Annotated in this window: 20 protein-coding genes; 9 read left to right on the forward strand and 11 right to left on the reverse strand. The window is 69.0% G+C overall.

What is annotated here, in order from left to right:
• Positions 1-131: 131 nt before the first annotated feature.
• The 6 genes from AC3RCE_RS19335 to AC3RCE_RS19360 form a co-directional block, all read right to left on the reverse strand.
• Positions 132-1,643 (reverse strand): tripartite tricarboxylate transporter permease, encoded by a 1,512-nt coding sequence (locus AC3RCE_RS19335; RefSeq protein ID WP_218339994.1) that lies wholly within the window; start codon positions 1,641-1,643, stop codon positions 132-134.
• A gap of 15 nt (positions 1,644-1,658) precedes the next feature.
• Complete coding sequence (locus AC3RCE_RS19340) at positions 1,659-2,147, reverse strand: tripartite tricarboxylate transporter TctB family protein (RefSeq protein WP_218339992.1); 489 nt, start codon at positions 2,145-2,147, stop codon at positions 1,659-1,661.
• 124 nt (positions 2,148-2,271) lie between these two features.
• Positions 2,272-4,065, reverse strand: a complete 1,794-nt coding sequence (gene tfpB, locus AC3RCE_RS19345; protein WP_218295763.1) for a type IV pilus assembly ATPase TfpB — start codon at positions 4,063-4,065, stop codon at positions 2,272-2,274.
• Between the two features lie 39 nt (positions 4,066-4,104).
• Positions 4,105-4,872 carry a class I SAM-dependent methyltransferase gene (locus AC3RCE_RS19350; RefSeq protein WP_492253719.1) on the reverse strand — a complete coding sequence of 256 codons (768 nt, stop codon included), beginning with the start codon at positions 4,870-4,872 and terminating at the stop codon, positions 4,105-4,107.
• Between the two features lie 9 nt (positions 4,873-4,881).
• Positions 4,882-5,454 (reverse strand): DNA-deoxyinosine glycosylase, encoded by a 573-nt coding sequence (locus tag AC3RCE_RS19355; protein ID WP_492253720.1) that lies wholly within the window; start codon positions 5,452-5,454, stop codon positions 4,882-4,884.
• Between the two features lie 95 nt (positions 5,455-5,549).
• Positions 5,550-6,395 (reverse strand): TatD family hydrolase, encoded by an 846-nt coding sequence (locus AC3RCE_RS19360; protein WP_492253721.1) that lies wholly within the window; start codon positions 6,393-6,395, stop codon positions 5,550-5,552.
• A gap of 104 nt (positions 6,396-6,499) precedes the next feature.
• Here AC3RCE_RS19360 and AC3RCE_RS19365 point away from each other — a divergent pair, with 104 nt between their 5' ends.
• The 5 genes from AC3RCE_RS19365 to AC3RCE_RS19385 all read left to right on the forward strand — a co-directional run bounded on the left by AC3RCE_RS19365 (position 6,500) and on the right by AC3RCE_RS19385 (position 11,068).
• Positions 6,500-7,444 carry a S1C family serine protease gene (locus tag AC3RCE_RS19365; RefSeq protein WP_492253722.1) on the forward strand — a complete coding sequence of 315 codons (945 nt, stop codon included), beginning with the start codon at positions 6,500-6,502 and terminating at the stop codon, positions 7,442-7,444.
• A gap of 170 nt (positions 7,445-7,614) precedes the next feature.
• Positions 7,615-8,610, forward strand: a complete 996-nt coding sequence (locus AC3RCE_RS19370; protein ID WP_492253723.1) for an AAA family ATPase — start codon at positions 7,615-7,617, stop codon at positions 8,608-8,610.
• Positions 8,591-9,628, forward strand: a complete 1,038-nt coding sequence (locus AC3RCE_RS19375; RefSeq protein ID WP_492253724.1) for a DUF58 domain-containing protein — start codon at positions 8,591-8,593, stop codon at positions 9,626-9,628. The genes AC3RCE_RS19370 and AC3RCE_RS19375 overlap by 20 nt, the downstream gene beginning before the upstream one ends.
• Positions 9,629-9,654: 26 nt before the next feature.
• Positions 9,655-10,701, forward strand: a complete 1,047-nt coding sequence (locus AC3RCE_RS19380) for a VWA domain-containing protein (RefSeq protein WP_218295769.1) — start codon at positions 9,655-9,657, stop codon at positions 10,699-10,701.
• Between the two features lie 118 nt (positions 10,702-10,819).
• A complete protein-coding gene (locus AC3RCE_RS19385; protein WP_218339983.1) occupies positions 10,820-11,068 on the forward strand; it encodes a PA2433 domain-containing protein in 249 nt (82 codons plus the stop codon).
• An 82-nt stretch (positions 11,069-11,150) separates the two neighbouring features.
• On the opposite strand, the gene lolD is transcribed toward AC3RCE_RS19385, so the two are convergent.
• On the reverse strand, positions 11,151-11,906 hold the full coding sequence (gene lolD / locus AC3RCE_RS19390; RefSeq protein ID WP_492245911.1) for a lipoprotein-releasing ABC transporter ATP-binding protein LolD: 756 nt from the start codon (positions 11,904-11,906) through the stop codon (positions 11,151-11,153).
• On the reverse strand, positions 11,899-13,152 hold the full coding sequence (locus tag AC3RCE_RS19395) for a lipoprotein-releasing ABC transporter permease subunit (RefSeq protein WP_492253725.1): 1,254 nt from the start codon (positions 13,150-13,152) through the stop codon (positions 11,899-11,901). Before AC3RCE_RS19395 ends, lolD begins: the two co-directional genes overlap by 8 nt.
• Before the next feature lie 80 nt (positions 13,153-13,232).
• Between AC3RCE_RS19395 and AC3RCE_RS19400 the strand changes: the two genes are divergently transcribed.
• Positions 13,233-14,189, forward strand: a complete 957-nt coding sequence (locus tag AC3RCE_RS19400) for a phosphoglycerate mutase (RefSeq protein WP_492253726.1) — start codon at positions 13,233-13,235, stop codon at positions 14,187-14,189.
• Positions 14,186-15,988, forward strand: coding sequence for a single-stranded-DNA-specific exonuclease RecJ (gene recJ, locus AC3RCE_RS19405; protein ID WP_218339979.1), 1,803 nt, complete (start codon positions 14,186-14,188; stop codon positions 15,986-15,988). Before AC3RCE_RS19400 ends, recJ begins: the two co-directional genes overlap by 4 nt.
• 16 nt (positions 15,989-16,004) lie before the next feature.
• On the opposite strand, the gene AC3RCE_RS19410 is transcribed toward recJ, so the two are convergent.
• From AC3RCE_RS19410 to AC3RCE_RS19420, 3 genes are all read right to left on the reverse strand, one after another.
• Positions 16,005-16,214, reverse strand: coding sequence for a tautomerase family protein (locus tag AC3RCE_RS19410; protein WP_218295774.1), 210 nt, complete (start codon positions 16,212-16,214; stop codon positions 16,005-16,007).
• 185 nt (positions 16,215-16,399) lie between these two features.
• Positions 16,400-18,181 carry a methyl-accepting chemotaxis protein gene (locus AC3RCE_RS19415; RefSeq protein ID WP_492253727.1) on the reverse strand — a complete coding sequence of 594 codons (1,782 nt, stop codon included), beginning with the start codon at positions 18,179-18,181 and terminating at the stop codon, positions 16,400-16,402.
• Positions 18,182-18,541: 360 nt separating this feature from the next.
• Positions 18,542-20,344, reverse strand: coding sequence for a methyl-accepting chemotaxis protein (locus AC3RCE_RS19420; RefSeq protein ID WP_492253728.1), 1,803 nt, complete (start codon positions 20,342-20,344; stop codon positions 18,542-18,544).
• Between the two features lie 152 nt (positions 20,345-20,496).
• On the opposite strand from AC3RCE_RS19420, the gene AC3RCE_RS19425 reads away from it, so the two are divergent.
• Together AC3RCE_RS19425 and AC3RCE_RS19430 are read left to right on the forward strand one after the other, a co-directional pair.
• A complete protein-coding gene (locus tag AC3RCE_RS19425) occupies positions 20,497-21,366 on the forward strand; it encodes a 3',5'-nucleoside bisphosphate phosphatase (RefSeq protein WP_218295777.1) in 870 nt (289 codons plus the stop codon).
• 13 nt (positions 21,367-21,379) lie between these two features.
• Complete coding sequence (locus tag AC3RCE_RS19430; protein WP_218295778.1) at positions 21,380-22,015, forward strand: L-threonylcarbamoyladenylate synthase; 636 nt, start codon at positions 21,380-21,382, stop codon at positions 22,013-22,015.
• Positions 22,016-22,140 lie beyond the last annotated feature (125 nt).

Genomic DNA, 22,140 nt, shown 5'->3' on the forward strand with positions numbered 1-22,140 from the left:
GGAGTGGACATGCGGACCTCTGCCCGCGATTGTCCACTGGCGCCGAGGATGCGCAGGCCCCCGGGCTCTCCAAAAAACAACGGCACCCGAAGGTGCCGCTGTTCTGGAGTCGGATGGAAAAAGAGGTGCGATCAGTCTTCCACGAACGCTTCCTCGCGCTTGTTCTTCACCGAAGGCAGCAGCACGATGACGAGCAGCAGTGCAGCGGCAGCGAGCAGGCCGGCCGACAGCGGACGCGTGACGAACACGCTCCAGTCGCCACGCGACAGCAGCAGCGCACGGCGCAGGTTCTCTTCCATCATCGGGCCCAGGATGAACCCGAGCAGCAAGGGTGCCGGTTCCGTGCCCAGCTTGTGGAAGATGTAGCCGATCAGGCCGAATGCACCCACCATCCAGATGTCGAAGGTGTTGTTGTTGGTGGAATACACGCCCACCGCGCAGAACAGCACGATGGAGGGGTACAGCCAGCGGTACGGCACGGTCAGCAGCTTGATCCAGATGCCGATCAGGGGCAGGTTCAGGATCACCAGCATGGCGTTGCCGATCCACATCGAAGCGATCAGGCCCCAGAACAGTTCGGGGTTGCTGGTCATCACCTGGGGACCAGGCTGGATGTTGTGGATGGTCATCGCGCCCACCATCAGCGCCATCACGGCGTTGGGAGGGATACCGAGCGTCAGCAGCGGGATGAAGGAGGTCTGCGAACCGGCGTTGTTGGCCGACTCGGGAGCCGCTACGCCACGGATGTTGCCTTGGCCGAAGGGGACTTCACCGGGCTTGAGCTTGGTCTTCTTCTCGACCGTGTAGGCCGCAAACGCCGCCAGCAGCGCACCGCCACCGGGCAGGATGCCCAGCGCCGCGCCCAGTGCCGTGCCGCGCAGCACGGCAGGAATCATGCGCTTGAAGTCTTCCTTGGTGGGGAACAGGCCCTCGACCTTGGCAGTGAACACTTCGCGCTCGTCATCGGGGCGCGAGAGGTTGGCAATGATTTCGCCGTAGCCGAACACGCCCATGGCGATGGTCACGAAGCCGATGCCGTCGGTCAGTTCAGGGATGTCGAAGCTGAAGCGGGCCACGCCCGAGTTCACGTCGGTACCCACCAGGCCCATCAGCAGGCCCAGCACGATCATGGCCACGGCCTTGAGCAGCGAACCCGAGGCCAGCACCACGGCACCGATCAGGCCCAGCACCATCAGCGAGAAGTATTCGGCGGGGCCGAACTTGAAGGCCACTTCGGTCAGCGGGGGCGCGAAGGCCGCCAGGATCAGCGTGCCCACGCAGCCGGCGAAGAACGAGCCCAGCCCGGCCGCCGCAAGCGCCGGCCCCGCTCGGCCCTTGCGCGCCATCTGGTAGCCATCGATCACGGTCACCACCGAGGACGATTCACCCGGCAGGTTCACCAGGATGGCGGTGGTGGAGCCGCCGTACTGGGCGCCGTAGTAGATGCCGGCCAGCATGATCAGCGCAGCCACGGGAGGCAGTGCATAGGTGGCGGGCAGCAGCATGGCAATGGTGGCCACGGGGCCGATGCCGGGCAGCACGCCGATCAGCGTGCCCAGCAGGCAGCCGATGAAACAGTAGATCAGGTTCTGGAACGTGAAGGCCACGCCAAAACCGAGCGAGAGGTTGTTAATCAAATCCATGGTCGGTGCTCCTGCTCAACCCGTGATGAAACTCGGCCACACAGGGAACTGCAGCTTGAGCGCCCAGACGAATGCCACGTAACTGCCGACAGCCAAGACCGTGGCCAGCACGAACACCGCCTTGGCGTTGAACTCATTGCCAGCCAGGCTGGAGATGAAGGTCAGCGCGTAGATGCCCACGATGAGGCCCATGGCCGGAATGCCCAGGCTCGGCAGGCCGCCCAGCAGGATGCCGAACGCGAAGTTGGCGGCCAGGATGAAGAACAGCGGCTTCCAGGCCCACTTTCCGATCTTGTCGCCATCCTGGGTTTCCACCGTGGTGGCCTTGAAGGTGATCGCGCTGCCGATGATGGCCAGCAGGATCCCCAGCAGCAGCGGGAAGTAGCCCGGGCCCATGCGGGCACCGTTACCGACGTTGTACGTGGTTGCACCCCACGCGAACGCCACACCGACACCCATGAACATGAGGCCGGCAAAGAAGTCTTTTTGACTTTTGATTTTCACGAATTGTCTCCTTGGCGGAAATCTCGACTGCGCGATTGTGGGGGCAACCAGAGCGCGCGCGGATGTGGATTCCACCTACATCCGGTAACGACTGGCCGCCCAGACCCCGCCCGCGCGGCGGACTTCACTCCAGGGGTGGCGTCGCGGTGATCACTTCGTCCAGCGTGGTCAGGCCTTCGGCCACCCGCAAGGCGCCCGCCAGGCGCAACGGCCGCATGCCGTCCTGCACGGCCTGGCGGCGCAGCATGTCGATGGAGGGCGCCTGGTTGATCTTTTCCTTGAGCGCCTCGCTCACCGTGAGCAGCTCATACAGGCCCATGCGGCCGCGAAAGCCGCTCATGCGGCAGTCCACGCAGCCCACGGGCTTGTACGGCTGGTAGCCGCCGCTGAGCTTCCAGGGCTTGACCACCGCCATCAGGGTCTCGCGGTCCGCCGCATCGTCCTTCTGCTTGCACTGCCTGCACAGGGTGCGCACCAGGCGCTGCGCCAGCACCCCGAGCAGGGTGGCGTTCAGGAGGTAGGGCGGCACGCCCAGCTCCATCATCCGGGTGATGGCGGACGGGGCATCGTTGGTGTGCAGGGTCGAGAACACCAGGTGGCCCGTGAGCGCCGCCTGGATGGCCATCTCGGCCGTCTCCAGGTCGCGGATTTCACCCACCATGATGATGTCCGGGTCCTGGCGCATCAGGGCGCGCAGGCCTTCGGCGAAGTTGAAGTCGAGCTGCGGCTGCACCTGCGTCTGGTTGAAGCTGGGCTCGATCATTTCGATGGGGTCTTCCACCGTGCTGACGTTGACCTCCTCGGTCGCCACCCGCTTGAGCGTGGAATACAGCGTGGTGGTCTTGCCCGAGCCGGTGGGCCCGGTCACCAGGATGATGCCGTGCGGGCGCTTGACCAGCCCTTCCCAGCGGGCGGCGTCGTGCTGGGCAAAACCCAGGGCATCGAGGTCCTTGACGGCGTTGTCCGGGTCGAAGATCCGCATGACCATCTTCTCGCCGAACGCCGTGGGCAGGGTGGACAGCCGCATTTCCACCTCGTCGCCGCGCTGGTTGCGCGTCTTGATGCGGCCGTCCTGCGGGCGGCGCTTTTCCACCACGTCGATGCGCCCGAGCAGCTTGATGCGCGAGACCATGGCGTTGTGCACCCCCATGGGCATCTGGTAGACGGGGTGCAGCACGCCGTCGATGCGAAACCGGATCACCCCCTGGTCGCGCCGCGGCTCCAGGTGGATGTCGCTGGCGCGCTGGTCGAACGCGTACTGCCAGAGCCAGTCCACGACCTTGACCACGCCCTGGTCATTGGCGTCGAGCTGCTTGTTGCTCTTGCCCAGCTCGACCAGTTGCTCGAAGCTGCTGCCCCCGGAATTGCCCCCCGCCTTCTGGGCGGCGCGCACCGACTTGGCCAGCGCGAAGAACTCCGCCGTGAACCGATGGATGTCCAGCGGGCTGGCCACCACGCGGCGCACGGTCCGCCGCGACTGCCGCTCCACCTCCGCGACCCAGTCGTCAATGAAGGGCTCCGAGGTGGCCACCACCACTTCCTTGGGGGTCACCTGCACGGGCAGCACCTTGTGGCGCTCGGCATAGGTGGCGCTCATGGTGTCGGCCACGCGCCCCACGTCCACCTTGAGCGGATCGATGCGCAGGTAGGGCAGTCCTGCCCGCTTGGCCAGGTACTCGGACAGGGTCTCGATGTCCAGCGGCTTGCCATCGCTGGCGCGCTCCATGGCCACGTTGGCCAGGCGCACCAGCGCATGCTGCGAGCTCTCGGCCTGCGAGCAGCGCGCGATGGTGCGCTGCGCCTCTTCCGGGGAGATCACCTGGTCATCGCTGAGCCACTGCACCACCCGGCGCCAGTCCACCGGCCCCGCATAGGGCCGGACCGCCACGCCATCCGGAGAAACAAGGGATGTTTTCATCGAGAACCTTTCCAGAATGAAGCCATGGGCCGGCGGTGGTCAGGCCACCACCGGCTTGAAGGCCCGCAGCCACTTGGCGGTGGGCAGATCCCAGCGGGCCTGGATGGCCTCGGCCCGCGCGGCCAGTTCGGTGCGCTTGGGGCGGGTGGGCGTGCGCTGCGCGAGCACCACGGTGTTGCCCTCGCGCGTGGGCTTGAACGACCAGAGCGCCTCTTCGCCGAAAGCGGTCGCCATGCTCTGCAGGCTGCGGCCGTAGCTCGAGGCCCGGCCAAACAGGTTGACGGTCATGCTGCCGGTATCGGTCAGCAGCGCGCGGCAGTCCGCGTAGAAATCCGGGCTGTCGAGCACGGGCGCGGCCGCCTCGTGGTCATACAGGTCCACGGCCAGCGCATCCACCGTGCCCAGCCACATGGGGTTCCTGATCTCCTGCGCGGCATCGGCCAGCACCACGCGCAGCTTGGGCCCGTCGGGCGGCAGCTTGAACCACTGCCGGCACACCGCCAGCACCTGGGGGTTGAGCTCGATGGCCGTGGTGCAGATGCGCAGCTTCTTGTGGCAGAACTTGGTGATGGCGCCCGCCCCCAGCCCCAACTGCATGGCATGCCCCTTGGACACCTGGGAGGGCTCGGCGAACAGCAGCCAGGCCATCATGCGCTGCACGTATTCCAGCTCCAGCTCGAAGGGCTCGGCCACGCGCATGGAGCCCTGGATCCAGGGCGTGCCCAGGTGCAGGTGCCGCACCTCGCCATCGTCGGAGACGCTGACTTCGGGCAGTTCGCGGGAGGTGGTGTTCTTTTTTCGGGTCATTCCAGGCAGTCAAAGCAGTCCGTGGGCGGCCATCAGCTCCGCCCAGGCGGCCAATTTACGTTCAAAGCTCCAGGAGGCGTTGGCCGGGCTGGTGGAGGGCAGGCGCACGGCATCGACCGGCGGCAGGCGCATCGGCCCCAGGCTTCGCAGCACCGCCGGGGCATGCCGGTAGCTTTCGGCACCGTTGTGGGCCACGGCCGCCAGTCGGGGGCAGCGCCCGTGCAGGCGCGCAAAGTCGTTGACCTTCGCGTTGCGGATGCTGGTGTCCAGGCTGCCTTCCCGCTCGCAGCTTTCATAGACATCCCACAGCCCCAGCCCCCGCGCCAGCAGCCATTCGCAGCGCTGCGCGTAGGGATCGCCGCTCCCTGCGGGCAGCAGGGGGTGCCCTGGCCAGAGGGCCTGCAGGATCTTCCAGAAATGGTTCTGCGGATGGGCATAGTACTGGCGCGCCCGCAGCGAGGCCGCGCCCGGAAAGCTGCCCAGGATCAGCACCACCGTCCCTTCGCCAGCGATGGGCGGCAGCCCCTGCCACCGGGTGGTGGCGGGCACGGGCATGGAACCAGGTGCATGGACGTCAGGCATGCGCCGATTCTGGACTGAAACCGCGCCAGCCCCTGTGCGCGTTCACAAAAAAAGATAGCTGCAAACCGTGCACCACACAGCCGAAACCTCCAAAATTACTCCTCATTTGGAGCTTCCAGCGGCACCAGCGCCGCGATCCGGGGCAGCGCCGCGCGGGCATTCGCGGTGGTGGCCCGCGCGAGCATCCGCGCGGACTGGCCCCGCAGCTGCGCCAGCGCCTGGGCGATGCGCGGCAGCTCTGCCGGCGCGTTGCGGCCCTGGGGCCGGCCTTCGGCGCGCTGCGCCGCCGTGGTGTACAGCCAGTGGGGCGGGATGTCGGGCGCATCGGTCTCCAGCACCAGTGCATCCCCGGGCAGCTCGGCCGCCAGGCGGCGCAGCTGCAGCGCCCGGTCGTAGGTCATCGCGCCGCCGAAACCCAGCTTGAAACCCAGCCCGATGAAGGCCTGCGCCTGCTGCAGGCTGCCGTTGAAGGCATGGGCGATGCCGCCCTGCACGGGCAGCTCCCGCAAGCCCTTGAGCAGCCTGTCGGCGGAACGCCGCACATGCAGGATCACGGGCAGATCGAACCGGCGCGCCAGCTGGAGCTGCGCGCGGTAGAACCGCTCCTGCCGGACGGGGTCCAGGCCGCCCACGAAATAGTCCAGACCGATCTCGCCGATGGCGGCAAGGCGCGGGTCCGCGTGGTGCTGCTCCAGCTCCTGCGCCAGGAGATCCAGGTCCCCGTCGTCGGCGCGCCCCGTGCACAGGGGGTGGATGCCGAGCGCATAGCTGTCCCCATGCCGGTGCGCCAGTTCCCGCACGGTGCCCCAGTTGCCGCGCTCGACGGCCGGGATCACGCAATGCGCGACGCCGCGTGCACGCGCCTCCTGGCGGACCGCGTCGCGGTCGGGGTCGAACTCCGGGGCATCCAGGTGGCAGTGCGTATCGATCCAGGCGGTCATCCGGCCATGATGCCTGACGAAACCTTGGATGTGCATCCGGCCGCGATACGTGCTAACGTGAAAACCATGCGCTTTTCCCCGGCGCAGTAGAAAAGGTGACTAGGATGCCCCGGCCCGCCCTCTACAGCAGCTCCCGCCCTGCCCGCCGCCCCCCGGCGCAAGCGGCGGCCACGCTCCCCGCACCCACGGCCGATGCCGATGGAGCCGCCCCCCTTGCGCCTCCGTCTCCTGCGCCTGCCGCCACCACGGGCGGCACGATGCTGTCCCGGCGCCACGTGCGCGGCCTGTGGACCATGATCGCGCTACTTGGCGCCCTGCTCATCGCCAGCCTGTGGCTGCACCAGGGCCCCGCCCCCCGCAGGATCACCCAGGAAGACATCGATGCCGCCGTGCTGCGCACGCTGGAGACCACCACCCCGCCCTCCGCCGCTGCGCGCGCGGCGGAAGCGATTTCGCCCTCGGTGGTGCGTGTCGTGGGCTACGGCCGCGGCAAGAATGGCAAGGAGGAAGTCGAGCGTGGCGTGGGCACCGGCGTGGTCATCGTCGACAAGGGCATCATCCTGACCAACCTGCACGTGGTGGCGGGCTCCGACCGCATCGCCATCACCTTCCATGACGGCCTGGAGACCACGGCCAGCATCACCGGCGCACAGCCCGAAAACGATCTGGCCGTGCTGCAGGCCCACAAGGTGCCCGACGACCTGTTCGCCGCCCCGCTGCGCTCCACCCAGGACCTGCGCCCCGGCGACCATGTGGTGGCCGTGGGGTTTCCCTTCGGCATCGGCCCCTCCGCCTCGGCCGGCGTGGTGTCGGGCCTCAAGCGCGAATTCACCTCGCCCGAGGGCAAGCGCCAGCTCAGCAACCTGATCCAGTTCGACGCCGCAGCCAACCCGGGCAACTCCGGCGGGCCGCTGGTCACGCTCGACGGCGAGGTCGTGGGCATCGTCACCGCCATCCTCAACCCCACCCCGGCGCGCACCTTCATCGGCATCGGCTTCGCGGTGCCCATCGAGAACGCGGCCTCGGCCGTGGGCATGCCGCCGTTCTAGCATGCAGTACCCCCTCAGTCGCTTCGCGCCTTCCCCCTCTCCTTCGGGAGGGGAACGCACCCTGTGGCCTGGCCAAGCCAGTTCCACGGGTGCGCCAACCGGGGCCGCGCCTGTGGCGTGGGCCGCGTACGGCTCACAGCATCGTTGAACCCTGACAAGGAAGGAAAGCCATGGAAGCCACAACGAACACCGCCACCCTGATGGAACAGGTGCTCTACGAAGTCAAGCGCGTGGTGGTGGGCCAGGACCGCTTTCTGGAGCGCGTCATGGTAGCCATGCTCGCCCAGGGCCATCTGCTGGTCGAAGGCGTGCCGGGACTGGCCAAGACGCTCACCGTGAAGACGCTGGCCAGCACCATCCAGGGCAGCTTCAAGCGCATCCAGTTCACGCCCGACCTGGTGCCCGCCGACCTGGTGGGCACGCGCATGTACAACCAGAAGACCGGCGAATTCAGCACCGCGCTGGGCCCCGTGTTCACCCACCTGCTGCTGGCCGACGAGATCAACCGCGCGCCCGCCAAGGTGCAGAGCGCGCTGCTGGAGGTGATGCAGGAACGCCAGGTCACGATCGCGGGCGAGGCCCACAAGGTGCCCGAGCCCTTCCTGGTGATGGCCACGCAGAACCCCATCGAGACCGAGGGCACCTACGCACTGCCCGAGGCCCAGGTGGACCGCTTCATGATGAAGGTGCTGCTGGACTACCCCACCGAGGAAGAAGAGTTCGTGATCGCCCAGCGCGCGCTGGACCTGCCCGTGCAGGTGCTGCCCGTGGCCACCACCGCGCAGCTGGCGGCGCTGCAGGCCGAATGCCGCACGGTGTATGTAGACCCGTCGATGCTGCAATATGCCGTGAAGCTGGTGGCCGCCACCCGCGAGCCCGCGCGGCATGGCCTCAAGGACCTGGCCGGCTACATCAGCTGCGGCGCAAGCCCGCGCGCCACCATTGCCCTGGCCGAGGGCGCCCAGGCCCTGGCCATGCTGCGCGGGCGCAACTACGTGCTGCCCGAGGACATGACCGCCCTGGCGGCCGACGTGCTGCGCCACCGCGTCGCCCTGTCGTACGAGGCGCTCTCCGAAGGCATGGACGCCGACGCGCTCATCCAGCGCATCATGGCCAAGATACCGGCGCCCGCGCGCCCGCTGCACCATGAGCAAAAAGCCGCCTGACCCCCCCGGCGCCACGGTCCACGTCCTGCCCACCCTGCCGGGGCAGGCCGACCGCCTGCTGCGCGAGCTGGAGTGGAAGGTCATCCGCCGGCTCGACGGCCTGCTGCAGGGTGACTACCGCACCCTGATGCGCGGCACCGGGCTGGACCTGGCCGACCTGCGCGAATACCAGCCGCACGACGACGTGCGCCACATCGACTGGAACGTGACCGCGCGGCTGAACACGCCGCACGTGCGCGTGTTCACCGAAGACCGCGAAATGACCGCCTGGTTCCTGCTGGATCTGAGCCCCTCCATCAGCTTCGGCCCCGAAGGCCATGCCAAGCGAGACATCCTCACGGGTTTCGTGGCCGTGCTCTCGCGCCTGCTCACCCGCCACGGCAACCGCGTGGGCGCCATGCTGTACGGCGGCGCCAGCGGCCAGGCCGAACGCGCGGTGGACGCCGTGCTGCCGCCGCGCAGCAGCCGCGCCCATGTGCTGCACCTGGTGCACCGCCTGCTGGCCCCTGAAAAGGCGGCCACGCCCACACGCGCGAAGGGCGGCGGCGCCGCCACCGAACTGCACCGGCTGCTGCAGGCGGGGCTTGCCAACCTGCGCCGCCGCGCCACCGTGTTCGTGGTGTCGGACTTCATCAGCGCGCCCGGCTGGGAGAAACCCCTGGCCCAGCTGGCGCAGCGGCACGACGTGGTGGCCGTGCGCCTGCTGGACCCGCTGGAGCTCGCGCTGCCGGACGTCGGCCTCATCACGCTGCGCGACGCCGAAAGCGGCGAGCAGCTGCAGGTGGACACGCACGACGCGGCCTTTCGCCGCCGCTTCGCCCGCCTGGCCGCCGAGCGCGAGGCCGCGCTGCGCGAGGGCCTGGCCCGCGCCGGCGCCGACACGCTGGAACTGTGCACCGACGACGACCTGGTCGATGCGCTGCTGCGCTTCATGGACCTGCGCCAGCGCCGCGTGCGGGCGCCGCGCGCCCCCTCCGCCCCCGCGCCCTCGGAAGCGGCCCTGCCCACCGCCGCCTGAACCAACACGCCACCAAGGACCGCACCATGGTTTTTCTCTGGCCCACCCTGCTCTGGCTGCTGCTGGTCGCGCCCTTGCTGGTGCTGCTGTACTGGTGGCTGCTGCACCGGCGCAAGAAGACGGCGCTCAGCTACTCCAGCCTGTCGCTGGTGCGCGAGGCCATGGGCCCCGGCCAGCGCCTGCGGCGCCACATCCCGCCCGCCCTCTTCCTGCTGGCGCTGATCGCCCTGCTGCTGGCGGCCGCGCGCCCGCTGGCCGTGATCACCCTGCCCTCGCAGGACCAGACCATCATGCTGGCCATGGACGTGTCGGGCAGCATGCGCGCCGCCGACGTGGAGCCCGACCGGATCACCGCCGCCCAGAATGCCGCCAAGGCCTTCATCGCCGAGCTGCCGCGCCACGTGCGCGTGGGCATCGTGGCGTTCGCGGGCAGCGCGCAGCTGGCCCAGCTGCCCACGCAAAGCCGTGAAGACCTGGTCAAGGCCATCGACAGCTTCCAGCTGCAGCGCGGCACGGCCACGGGCAACGGCATCATGCTGTCGCTGGCCACCATTTTTCCGGATGCGGGCATCGACATCGCGGCGCTGGGGGGCCGCCAGGCGATGCGTCCCAAGCCCATCGACGAGATCGGCAACAAGCAGGACCCCGCCAAGCCCTTCACCCCGGTGGCGCCGGGCTCCTACACCTCGGCGGCCATCATCATGCTGACCGACGGGCAGCGCACCACGGGCGTGGACCCGCTTGAAGCCGCCAAGTGGGCGGCGGACCGCGGCGTGCGCGTGTACACCGTGGGCGTGGGCACCGTGCAGGGCGAGACGATAGGGTTCGAAGGGTGGTCGATGCGCGTGCGGCTCGACGAAGAAACCCTGAAGGCCGTGGCCACGCGCACGAACGCCGAGTACTTCCACGCGGCCACGGCGGCCGACCTCAAGAAGGTCTACGAAACGCTCAGCTCGCGATTGACGGTGGAGAAGAAGGAAACCGAGATCTCTGCCCTGCTGGCACTGGCGGGCGCCGTGCTGGCACTGCTGGCAGCAGCACTCTCGGTCTGGTGGTACGGGAGGGTGATGTAGGCCCCCGGCGCCACGCGAGCCCGCAGGCAGGCAGGCAGCCACGCCAGCGGGCATGCACGGATAGCGGCCCATGGCCGCCCGTGCCGGGGATCATGGCTCGAACCTGAGGAGACATTTCATGCGCTTCCTGACCCAGATCGCAGCCGTGGCGCTGCTCGCCATGGCCGCCGGCTCCGCGCTGGCCCACAACTGCCCCAACGAGATGAAGGCCATCGACGCCAAGCTGGCCACCCATCCGGCGCTGACGGCCGACAACGCCGCCAAGGTCAAACAGCTGCGCGCGGAGGGCGAGGCCCAGCACAAGGCCGGCAAACATGACGACTCGATGAAATCCCTGGCGCAAGCCAAGAAGATCCTCGGCATCTAGACCCGCACCGCCATCCTCGCACCCTGCGCAGGCCGCAGGTCGCCGGCTGGCGAGGCGAGGAACACCGGACCCGGGCCAGATATCAGGTCAGGTGGCCGAGCACCAGCCGCACCACGCGGCTGCAGCGCACGGCCAGGGATTCGTCGTGCGTGACCATCACGAACGCCGTGCCCTGGTCCCGCGCCAGCTGCATCATCAGTTCAAACACGCCGTCGGCCGTGGTGCGGTCGAGATTGCCCGTGGGCTCGTCGGCCAGCACGCAGGCCGGACGGGTGACCAGCGCCCGGGCGATGGCCACGCGCTGGCGCTCCCCCCCCGACAGCTCGGCCGGGCGGTGGTGCAGGCGCTCCTTCAGCCCGACGGCGGCCAGCACCTTCGCGGCCTCGTGCTGGCACTGCTCGTACGGCATGCGGCGGATGCGCAGCGGCATGGCCACATTGTCCAGCGCGCTGAACTCGGGCAGCAGGTGGTGGAACTGGTAGATGAAGCCCAGGTGCTGGTTGCGCAGCTGGCCCTGCCGTTCGGCGGAGAGGGACGACATGGCCTCCCCCTTCAGGCGCACGGTGCCCGAGGTGGGCGCATCCAGCCCGCCCAGCAGGTGCAGCAAGGTGCTCTTGCCCGAGCCCGAGGCGCCGACGATGGCCAGCGTCTCGCCCGCGTGGACCCGCAGGTCCACGCCCTGCAGCACGGTCACGTCCAGGCGCCCTTCGGTGAAGCGCTTGGTCAGGCCGTGCGCCTCCAGAACCACCGGGCCATTCAAGCCCGCGTGGGCGGCGGGCGCCGCCTCGAAGGGCCGCGGGGACACGCCGGTGCCGAGCGTGGGGGTCGTATTACTCATAGCGCAGGGCCTCGGCAGGATTCACACGGCTGGCACGCCAGCTGGGGTAGAGCGTGGCCACGAAGGCCAGCACGAGCGAGATGATGCCGATGGGCAGGATGTCGCTGCTCTGCGGCTCGCTGGGCATCTTGCTGATCAGGTAAATGTCCTTGGGCAGGAAACTCGCGTTCAGCGCCCTCTCGATGGCCGGCACGATCACGTCGATGTTGAAGGCAATGGAGAGCCCCAGCAGCAGGCCCACGGCCGTGCCGATCACGCCCACCATGGCGCCCTGCACCACGAAGATGCTCATGATGCTTTTCGGGCTGGCGCCCAGCGTGCGCAGGATGGCGATGTCGGCGCGCTTGTCGGTCACCGTCATCACCAGGGTGGACACCAGGTTGAACGCCGCCACCGCCACGATGAGCGTGAGAATGATGAACATCATGCGCTTTTCAAGCTGCACGGCCGCGAACCAGGTGCGGTTCTGCTGCGTCCAGTCGCGGATCAGCAGCTGGCCGCTTAGGGACCCCGCCAGCTGCTGGGCCACGTCGCGCGCCTGGTGCAGGTCCTTGAGCTTCAGGCGCACGCCCGTGGGGCCTTCCAGGCGGAAGATGCGCTGGGCGTCCTCATGGTGCAGCAGCACCAGCGCCGAGTCGTATTCGTAGTGGCCGGAATCAAACGTGCCCGCCACCGTCATCTGCTTGAGGCGTGGCACCACGCCCGCCGGGGTCACCTGGCCCGCGGGGGCGATCAGGGTGACCACATCGCCGGCGCGCACGCCCAAAGCGCGGGCCAGCTCGCCGCCCAGCACCACGCGGAATTCGCCGGGCACCAGCAGATTGAGCGTTTTTTCGTTGGTGGCGGCCAGGTCCGTCACCGCGCCTTCCAGCGCCGGGTCGATGCCGCGCACCAGCGCGCCCTTCATATCCTCGCCACGCGCCAGCAGCGCCTGCGCCGCCACGAACGGCGCAGCGCCCACCACGTTGGGGTTCTGCTTGGCCTCGGCCAGCGTGCGCGCCGGGTCGGGCAGCGCCGCGCCCTGGGGCGCAAAAATCTCGATGTGCGAGACCACGCTGAGCATGCGGTCGCGCACTTCCTTCTGAAAGCCGTTCATCACCGACAGCACGATGATGAGCGCCGCCACCCCAAGCGCGATGCCCAGCATGGACACGCCCGAGATGAACGAGATGAAGCCATTGCGCCGCGTGGCGCGGCCCGCGCGCGTGTAGCGCCAGCCCAGGGCCAGTTCGTAGGGGATTTGCATGAATAAGGAAAGAAGGCACTGCAGGGTGCGGAATGCACGCCACAGGCCGGCCAGATTGTGGCATCCCGGACAATAGGCCCATGTCGGACACCACCCATTTGCTCGTTCCCTACGCCGCCAGCGCCTCCCCGGGATGCCAGCAAGCCGTGCAGGGCCTGGCCCTGCCCCACCTGGACCGGCTTCTGGCCCGGCTCAGCCCCCATCCCGCCCAGAGTGACAGCGGCGAGGAAACAACCTTCTCCGCCCCCCACGAACGCGCCCTGGCGCGTGCCCTGGGCCTGCCTGCGCAGGACGGCCGCATCCCCTGGGCCGCGTGGCACCGCCACCAGCAGGGCCAGCCCGCCGATGGAGCGGCCTGGGCCTTTGTCACGCCCTGCCAGTGGCAGGTCAGCACCGACCACGTCACGCTGCGCGACCCTGAACTCCTGGGACTGGACGAGGCCGCATCGCGCGCGCTGCTGGCCATCGTGTCCCCCTGGTTCGCCGAAGACGGCATCACCCTGCACTACGACCAGCCCACGCGCTGGCTGGCCCGCAGCCCGCTGTTTGCCCTGCTTGCCACCGCCTCGCTGGAACGCGTGCTGCTGCGCGACGTGCGCGCCTGGATGCCGGATGCGCGCGAGGCCCGCACGCTGCACCGCCTGCACAGCGAGATGCAGATGCTGCTCTACACCCACGCCTTCAACGACGAGCGCACGGCGCGCGGGCTGCCGGTGATCAACTCGTTCTGGGTGCATGGCACCGGCCCGCTGCCTGTGCCCGCCCCCACCGCCGCCACTGCGCCGACGGTGCCCACCACCCTGCGCGGCGCGGCGCTGAATGAAGACTGGCGTGCCTGGGCCGCCGCCTGGACCGCGCTCGACGCAGGCCCCGTGGCCGGCCTTCTGCGCAAGGCCGAAGACGGCGTGCCGGTGCAACTGACACTGTGTGGGGAGCGCAATGCGCTGGCCTTCCACAGCGCGCCCCGCACGCTGGCCCAGCGTTTTCAAAGCCTTTTCAGGCCCCAGCGCTTTGCAGAACTGCGCGAGAAGCTATGAAAATAGTAGCAAGAGACATCCCCCCCCGCGCCGCCTGGGCGCTGGAGCAAGCCGGCGTGCACCCGCTGCTGGCCCGCCTGTATGCCGCGCGCGGCGTGCGTGCCAAGGACGAGCTGGACGACGGCCTGGGCCGCCTGCTCCCTCCCTCGGGTTTGAAAGGCATTGACACCGCCGCCCGCCTGCTGGCCGACGCCATGGCACAAAACAAGCGCCTTGTCATCGTGGCCGACTACGACTGCGACGGCGCCACCGCCTGCGCCGTGGGCGTGCGCGGCCTGCGGTTGCTGGGCGCGCAGCACGTGGACTACCTCGTGCCCGACCGCGTGACCGACGGCTACGGCCTCACGCCCCCCATCGCCCGGCGCGTGGCCGAGCGCGGCGCCGACGTGCTCATCACCGTGGACAACGGCATCGCCAGCGTGGACGGCGTGGCCGAGGCCAAGGCGCTGGGCCTGCAGGTGCTCGTGACCGACCACCACCTTCCCGGGCCCGAACTGCCGGCGGCCGACGCCATCGTCAACCCCAACCAGCCCGGCTGCACGTTCGAGAGCAAGTCCATGGCCGGTGTGGGCGTGATGTTCTACGTGCTGCTGGCGCTGCGGGCCGAGCTGCGTGCACGCGGAATCTTTGATGCGCCGAGTGCCGCCGGGCCGCCCCAAGGCGCGAGCGCCCCCCTGGGGGGCAGCGAACCACACGTAGTGGGGAGCGTGGGGGCGCACCAGCCCTTGCAACCCAAGCTCGATCCGCTGCTCACGCTCGTGGCGCTGGGCACCGTGGCCGATGTGGTGAAGCTCGACGCCAACAACCGCCGCCTGGTCGCCCAGGGCTTGAAGCGCATCCGCGCGGGCCAGATGCCCGCAGGCATCGCCGCGCTGTTCCATGCCGCAGGCCGCAAGGCCCCGGTGGCCACCACGTTCGACTTTGGCTTTGCGCTGGGCCCGCGCATCAATGCCGCGGGTCGCCTGGCCGACATGACGCTGGGCATCGAATGCCTGCTGACCGACGACGCAGGCCGCGCCGCCGAGCTGGCGGGCCTGCTCGACGGCATCAACCGCGAGCGCCGCGAGATCGAGGGCGGCATGCGCGACCAGGCCATGCTGATGGCCGAAAGCCTGTTCCAGGAAGACGAGGAGCCGCCCCCGGCCATCAGCGTGTTCGACCCCGACTTCCACGAAGGCGTGGTGGGCATCGTGGCCAGCCGCATCAAGGACAAGCTGCACCGCCCCACCTTTGTCTTTGCCGCCAGCAGCGCGCCGGGCAAGGAGCACGAGCTCAAGGGCTCGGGCCGCTCCATCCCCGGCTTTCACCTGCGCGATGCGCTCGACCTGGTGGCCAAGCGCCACCCGGGCGTGCTGCTGAAGTTCGGCGGCCATGCCATGGCGGCGGGCTGCACCGTGGCCGAAGAAGCGTTCGAGGTGTTCGAGCGCGCCCTGGCCCAGGTGGCGCAGGAGTGGCTCGATGCCTCCACCCTCACCCGCCGCATCGAAACCGACGGCCCCCTGGCCCCCGAATACTGCCGCGCCGACATGGTGGACACCCTGCACCACGAAGTCTGGGGCCAGGGCTTTGCGCCGCCCACGTTCAGCGAAGAAGTGCAGATCGTGAGCCAGCGCCTGGTGGGCGAGTCCAAGAACCACCTGTCGATCAAGCTCATGCACCAGGGCAACCCGGTGGATGCCATCTGGTTCGGCCACACCGAGCAACTGCCCGCGCGCGTGCTGCTGGCCTTCCGCCTCGATGTGAACGAGTGGAAGGGCGAGCGCAAGGTGCAGTTCCTGGTCGAGGGCGCGCAGCTCTGAGGACTGCGCGCACGGGTCACTGGCGGCGCTGGCGGATCACCGTCACCGGCTCCCCGCCCTGGCCCCAGTTTTCGGGGTCCACTTCGTCAATGATGACCGTCACGGTCTCGGGCCGCTTGTCCAGCACCTGCTGCATCAGCTGGGTGACGCCGGCGATGAGCGCCGCCTTCTGCGCGGCCGTGGTGGGCAGGTCGCGCCGGGCGAGGCGGATGTTGACGAGGGGCATGGGCAAGTCCTTTTCGGGGGTGCGCGGAAACGAACGGCGCACAAGGCGCCACAGGAACCAAGGCAGCGGGGCCGCCTTGATGGAGAAGGCGGTAGACGGCGCGATGAAATGGGCCGCCCGCGCACGGCTGGCAAGCGCTGGAAGCTATCTATTTAGTAGCAACCAGCCCAACCCAGTGGCGGCCGTCAGAAGCTCTCCCAGTCGTCATCGCCGCCACGGGAAGCCGCCGCCGGCGGTGGCGCGGGCCGGGCCGCCGGGGCCGCGGGCGGCGCAAGCCGGGCCGGGGCCGGTGCTGGAGGCCGTGCAACGGCGGGTTTGGCCCCCGCCACGCGCGGTTGGTGGGTGGCGGCCACCTTGGCCGCGGCCGGCCGGGGCGCGGCAGCGGGCGTCGGGCGGGGTGCTGCTGGCGCGCGCACCGCGACCGCGCCCACGTTGAACACCGACACTACCTCCGCCAGCCTCTGCGCCTGGTCGCGCATCGAGGCCGCCGCCGCCGTCGACTCCTCCACCAGCGCCGCGTTCTGCTGTGTCATCTGGTCGAGGTGCGTCACCGCCTGGTTCACCTGGGCGATACCGTCGCGCTGCTCTGTCGAGGATGCCGTGATCTCTCCAATGAGGTCGCTCACCCGCTGCACGCTCGCCACGATTTCCTCCATGCTCTGGCCCGCCTGCGCCACCTGGGCCGACCCCGATTCCACGTTCTGCACCGAGGCGCTGATCAGGGTCTTGATTTCCTTGGCCGCCTCGGCGCTGCGCCCGGCCAGGCTGCGCACTTCGCTGGCCACCACCGCGAAGCCCCGGCCCTGCTCGCCCGCGCGGGCCGCCTCCACCGCAGCATTCAGCGCCAGGATGTTGGTCTGGAAGGCAATGCCGTCGATGACGCCGATGATGTCGTTGATCTTGCGCGAGCTGTCGGTGATCTGCTGCATGCTGGTGACCACCTGGCCCACCACTTCGCCACCGCGTGCCGCCGCCTGGGCGGCCGTTCCGGCCAGCTGGTTGGCCTGGCGCGCGGTGTCCGCCGACTGGCTCACCGTGGCCGTCAGCTCTTCCATGCTCGCCGCCGTCTCTTCCAGGTTGGAGGCCGTCTGCTCCGTGCGCGCCGACAGGTCATGGTTGCCGTTGGCGATCTGGATCGACGCCGACGACACCGAGTCCACCCCCGAGCGCACCTCGCTCACCACGCCGCGAAGGCGTGCCGACATGGCCGACAGCGAACGCAGCATGTGGCCGAACTCGTCCTTGCGGACGGATTGCAGCTCCTGGGTGAGGTCGCCCGCCGCGATGGCGTCGATGGTGTTCACCGCCTCATCCAGCGGAAGGGTGATGGAGCGCACCAGCTTCCAGGCCAGGAACAGCCCTACGGCCATCAGCACCAGCGAGGTGATGATTCCCCAGATCGCGTATTCCACGCGGCGCGCCGAGGCGTCGGCGCGGATGGCGTCGCGGCGCGTCTCGAGCGTGGCGACGAAGTCGTCCTGCGCCTTGAGGTATTTGGTGACCAGGGGGGCGAATTCGTTGTCGGCGAACCGCTGGGTCGCCACGGCGTCGCCGGCGCCCTTGAGCTCCCAGGTCTTGGCGGTGGCCGCCAGCACGGCCTTGCGGGCCTCCAGCACCTTGTCCAGCGCAGCCTTTTCCTCGGGGGCGGTGGCCGAGGCCACGATGCCTTCCTGCACCTTGTTGATGTTGCCGATGATCTCCTTGACCTTGGCGCCATACTGCTCGGCCAGCACGGCATCCGTGGTCACGGCGCCGCCCATGACCATGGTGACGGCCGTCTCGGTGGCGCCGCGCCAGCGCACGGCGGCGGAGATGCGCCCCTCGATGTCCACGACGGCGTCGATCGCCGAGGACATGGAGCTGTTGGCCCGGTTCTGGGCAAAGCCCGAGAGCAGCAGCATGCCGATCATCAGGCCCAGAAATGCGCCCCACAGCTTGCGGGAAACGCGGATATTGTCGAGTTGCATGGGTTGTTCTTCCTCGTGGATCTGTAGTGTTTTCATGCAAGGCGAGGCTCGCCAGGGAAACATCCGATTACATCAGCAAACAACCCATAGCCTACGCCAGCCCGGCGCGCCGCCACGCCAGCACCTCACCGGGAGAAACCCGCATTCCCCACCGGCGGCCACGCGGGCGCACGCCGGGCACGGACCGCGAGCGGCGCAAGCGGGGCACAGAGGTGGAACGGGGGAGGCAAGAGTCAGGGCGCCAGCGCCTCCTGGCGCCTGTTCTTGCAAAAAACGGCCTCCAGCGCTTGATGGTCAAGCGCCTTCAGCTATTATTTCGAGAGCAATCAGTTCGGCAGCGGCCAGGGCCTCCACCCCGGATCAGAAGCTTTCCCACTCATCGTCGTTGCCTCCCGAGGTGGCGCGTGGCGCCGGTGGGTGAGATGGTGCCGGGGCAGCCGCCCTGGGGGCGGCGGCCGGCGCGGGGGAAGACAGTCGCGCGGCCGCTGGCGCCTTGGCGCTGCCCGCGGGCTTGCCGCTGGCACTGGTACCCACGCGGGCCTTGGCGGCGGGCGCGGGCCTCGGCGCCATGGCGGGTGGCGCGGAACGGGCGGGCGCGGCGGGAGCCCGGCTGGCCACGGCCCCCACGTTGAACATGGCCACCACCTCGGCCAGCCTCTGCGCCTGGTCGCGCATCGAGGCCGCCGCCGCCGTCGACTCCTCCACCAGCGCCGCGTTCTGCTGTGTCATCTGGTCGAGGTGCGTCACCGCCTGGTTCACCTGGGCGATACCGTCGCGCTGCTCTGTCGAGGATGCCGTGATCTCTCCAATGAGGTCGCTCACCCGCTGCACGCTCGCCACGATTTCCTCCATGCTCTGGCCCGCCTGCGCCACCTGGGCCGACCCCGATTCCACGTTCTGCACCGAGGCGCTGATCAGGGTCTTGATTTCCTTGGCCGCCTCGGCGCTGCGCCCGGCCAGGCTGCGCACCTCGCTGGCCACCACCGCGAAGCCCCGGCCCTGCTCGCCCGCGCGGGCCGCCTCCACCGCAGCATTCAGCGCCAGGATGTTGGTCTGGAAGGCAATGCCGTCGATGACGCCGATGATGTCGTTGATCTTGCGCGAGCTGTCGGTGATCTGCTGCATGCTGGTGACCACCTGGCCCACCACTTCGCCACCGCGTGCCGCCGCCTGCGCGGCCGTTCCGGCCAGCTGGTTGGCCTGGCGCGCGGTGTCCGCCGACTGGCTCACCGTGGCCGTCAGCTCTTCCATGCTCGCCGCCGTCTCTTCCAGGTTGGAGGCCGTCTGCTCCGTGCGCGCCGACAGGTCGTGGTTGCCGTTGGCGATCTGGATCGACGCCGACGACACCGAGTCCACCCCCGAGCGCACCTCGCTCACCACGCCGCGAAGGCGGTCTGACATGGCCGACAGGGCCCGCGTGAGCATGCCCAGCTCGTCCTTGCGGTCGTCGTGGATGTTCTGCGTGAGGTCGCCCGCCGAGATGGCCTCGGCCAGGGCCACCGCGCGGTCCAGCGGCGCCGTGATGGAGCGCACCAGCATCGCGGCCAGCAGCATGCCCAGCAGCACCACGGCGACGGCTGCCACGGCACCGATCAGCACCAGGTTGCCGCGCGTGTCGTGCGCCGCACGGACGGCTTCGTCGCGCTGGCTTTGCTGCGCGGCCACGAACTTGTCGATGGCCTCCAGGTAGGCCACGGCCTTGGGGCGGTAGACGTTCGCCAGGTACGCCTGCTTGGCCGCCGCATCGCCCGCATCCGTCAGCTCCTTGAGCTTGTCGGTCTGGCCCCGGATATCCGCACGCGTGGCCGCCACCTGCGCGAGCGCCGCCTTGTCCTCGGGCGAGACGGAGGTCTTGTTGATCTTTTCCTGCACCGGCGTGATGCGCGCGGTGAGCGCGGCCACCCGGGTGTCGAAGTCGGCCTTGAGCGCCTGGTCGGTGGTGACGAAACTCGCCATCGACATCGTCACGGCCACCTCGGCCAGGCCGCGCCAGGTCACGGCGGTGGTGATGGCGGCTTCGTATTTTTCCACGGCCTCTTCGGTGGACGCCGTCACCTGCCGGCCGTACCACTGGGTCCAGATGGCCGAGACCAGCATGAGCGCCAGAAGGCCCAGGATGACGCTCCACATCTTGTGGGACACGCGCAGGTCGTTGAATTTCATGGTTGCTCCTTGGAACGCCTACGATGGTCTGAAAGGACTGCCCGGCACATGGCCCCGGCCGAGGTTGCCGGGCCGCCGGACGCAATGCCCCTGACTGCAGTGTTGCTGGGTTCGGCAAGGCACGTTATCGGTACAAGCCCTAAAATGGCCTCGTGACAACCATACTCAACGCCGACCTGCACTGCCATTCCGTGGTATCCGACGGAACCATGACCCCCGAGGACCTGGCCGCGCGGGCCAGGGCAAACGGTGTCGAGCTGTGGGCGTTGACCGACCATGACGAAATCGGCGGCCAGCACCGCGCCCGCGCAGCCGCCCACGCACAGGGCATGGCCTATCTCACGGGTACCGAGATTTCCGTCACCTTCGCCGACACCACCGTCCACATCGTCGGCCTGGGGTTCGACCCCGACGACGCGCAGTTGGCCCAGGGCCTGGCCGCGACCCGGGGCGGGCGCGGCGAACGCGCCAAGGACATGGCGCAGCAGCTGGCCCAGGTGGGCATCCAGGGCGCGTATGAAGGCGCCCTGCAGTTCGTGGGCAACCCGGCGCTGATCTCGCGCACGCATTTCGCTCGCTTCCTGGTGGAAACCGGGGTCTGCAAGGACACCTCCGAGGTATTCCGCAAGTTCCTCACCGAAGGCAAGCCCGGCTACGTGCCGCACCGCTGGGCGTCGCTGGGCGACGCCGTGCGCTGGATCACGGACGCGGGCGGCATGGCGATCATTGCCCATCCGGCGCGCTACAAGTTCAGCGCCAATGAGGAATTCGCGCTGTTTTCCGAGTTCAAGACCCACGGCGGGCGCGGGGTGGAGGTCGTCACCGGCAGCCACAGCGCTGCCGAATACGTCACCTACGCCGGCATGGCGCAGGAATTCGGCCTGGCCGCGTCGCGCGGCAGCGACTTCCACAGCCCCGATGAATCGCACACCGACCTGGGCACCCTGCCGCTGTTGCCCGGCGCGCTGACACCCGTGTGGGAGCTGCTGTCCGACCGCATCCTCCATCCGGCCAACGCCTGAGGCGCACCCGTTCATGGCCCAGTATTTCGAAGTCCATCCCGACAACCCGCAGCCCCGCCTGCTCAAGCAGGCGGCGGCGCTGCTGCAAAAGGGCGGCATCGTGGCCGTGCCCACCGACTCCAGCTATGCCCTCGTCTGCCACCTGGACGACAAGGACGCCGTGGACCGCCTGCGCCGCATCCGCCAGGTGGACGACAGGCACCACCTCACGCTGCTGTGCCGCGACCTGTCGGAGCTGGCCAACTATGCGCGCGTGGACAACCGGCAGTACCGCCTGCTGAAGCTGGGCACGCCCGGCCCCTACACCTTCATCCTCGAAGCCACCAAGGAAGTGCCGCGCCGCGTGAGCCACCCCTCGCGCAAGACCATCGGCCTGCGCGTGCCCGACCGCAAGGGCCTGCAGCTGCTGCTGGAGCTGCACGGCGCCCCCTTGCTGGCCACCACGCTGATACCCGCTGGCGAGACGGAACCGCTGAACGACCCGCAGGAAATCCGCGAGCGCTATGAAAAGCTGGTGGATGCCGTGGTGGATGCGGGCGCCTGCCCGCTGGAGCCCACGACGGTGGTGGACCTGACCCCCATGGGCACCGGCGGCGAACCCGAAGTGATGCGCGAAGGCCGGGGCAGCTTGAAGGCTCTGGGGCTGTAAAACTGCAGGCCCGGGGGCCCGCCCGGCGCCCGCGCAGAGCGGTCTTGAGGATCGGCAAAAGCGCCTTTCAGGCTACCGCGCCCAAAAACCGGCGCTGCCAAAACCAGCGCCACCATGGAACTGGC

Source organism: Acidovorax sp. GW823-FHT05D11 (assembly GCF_058795695.1).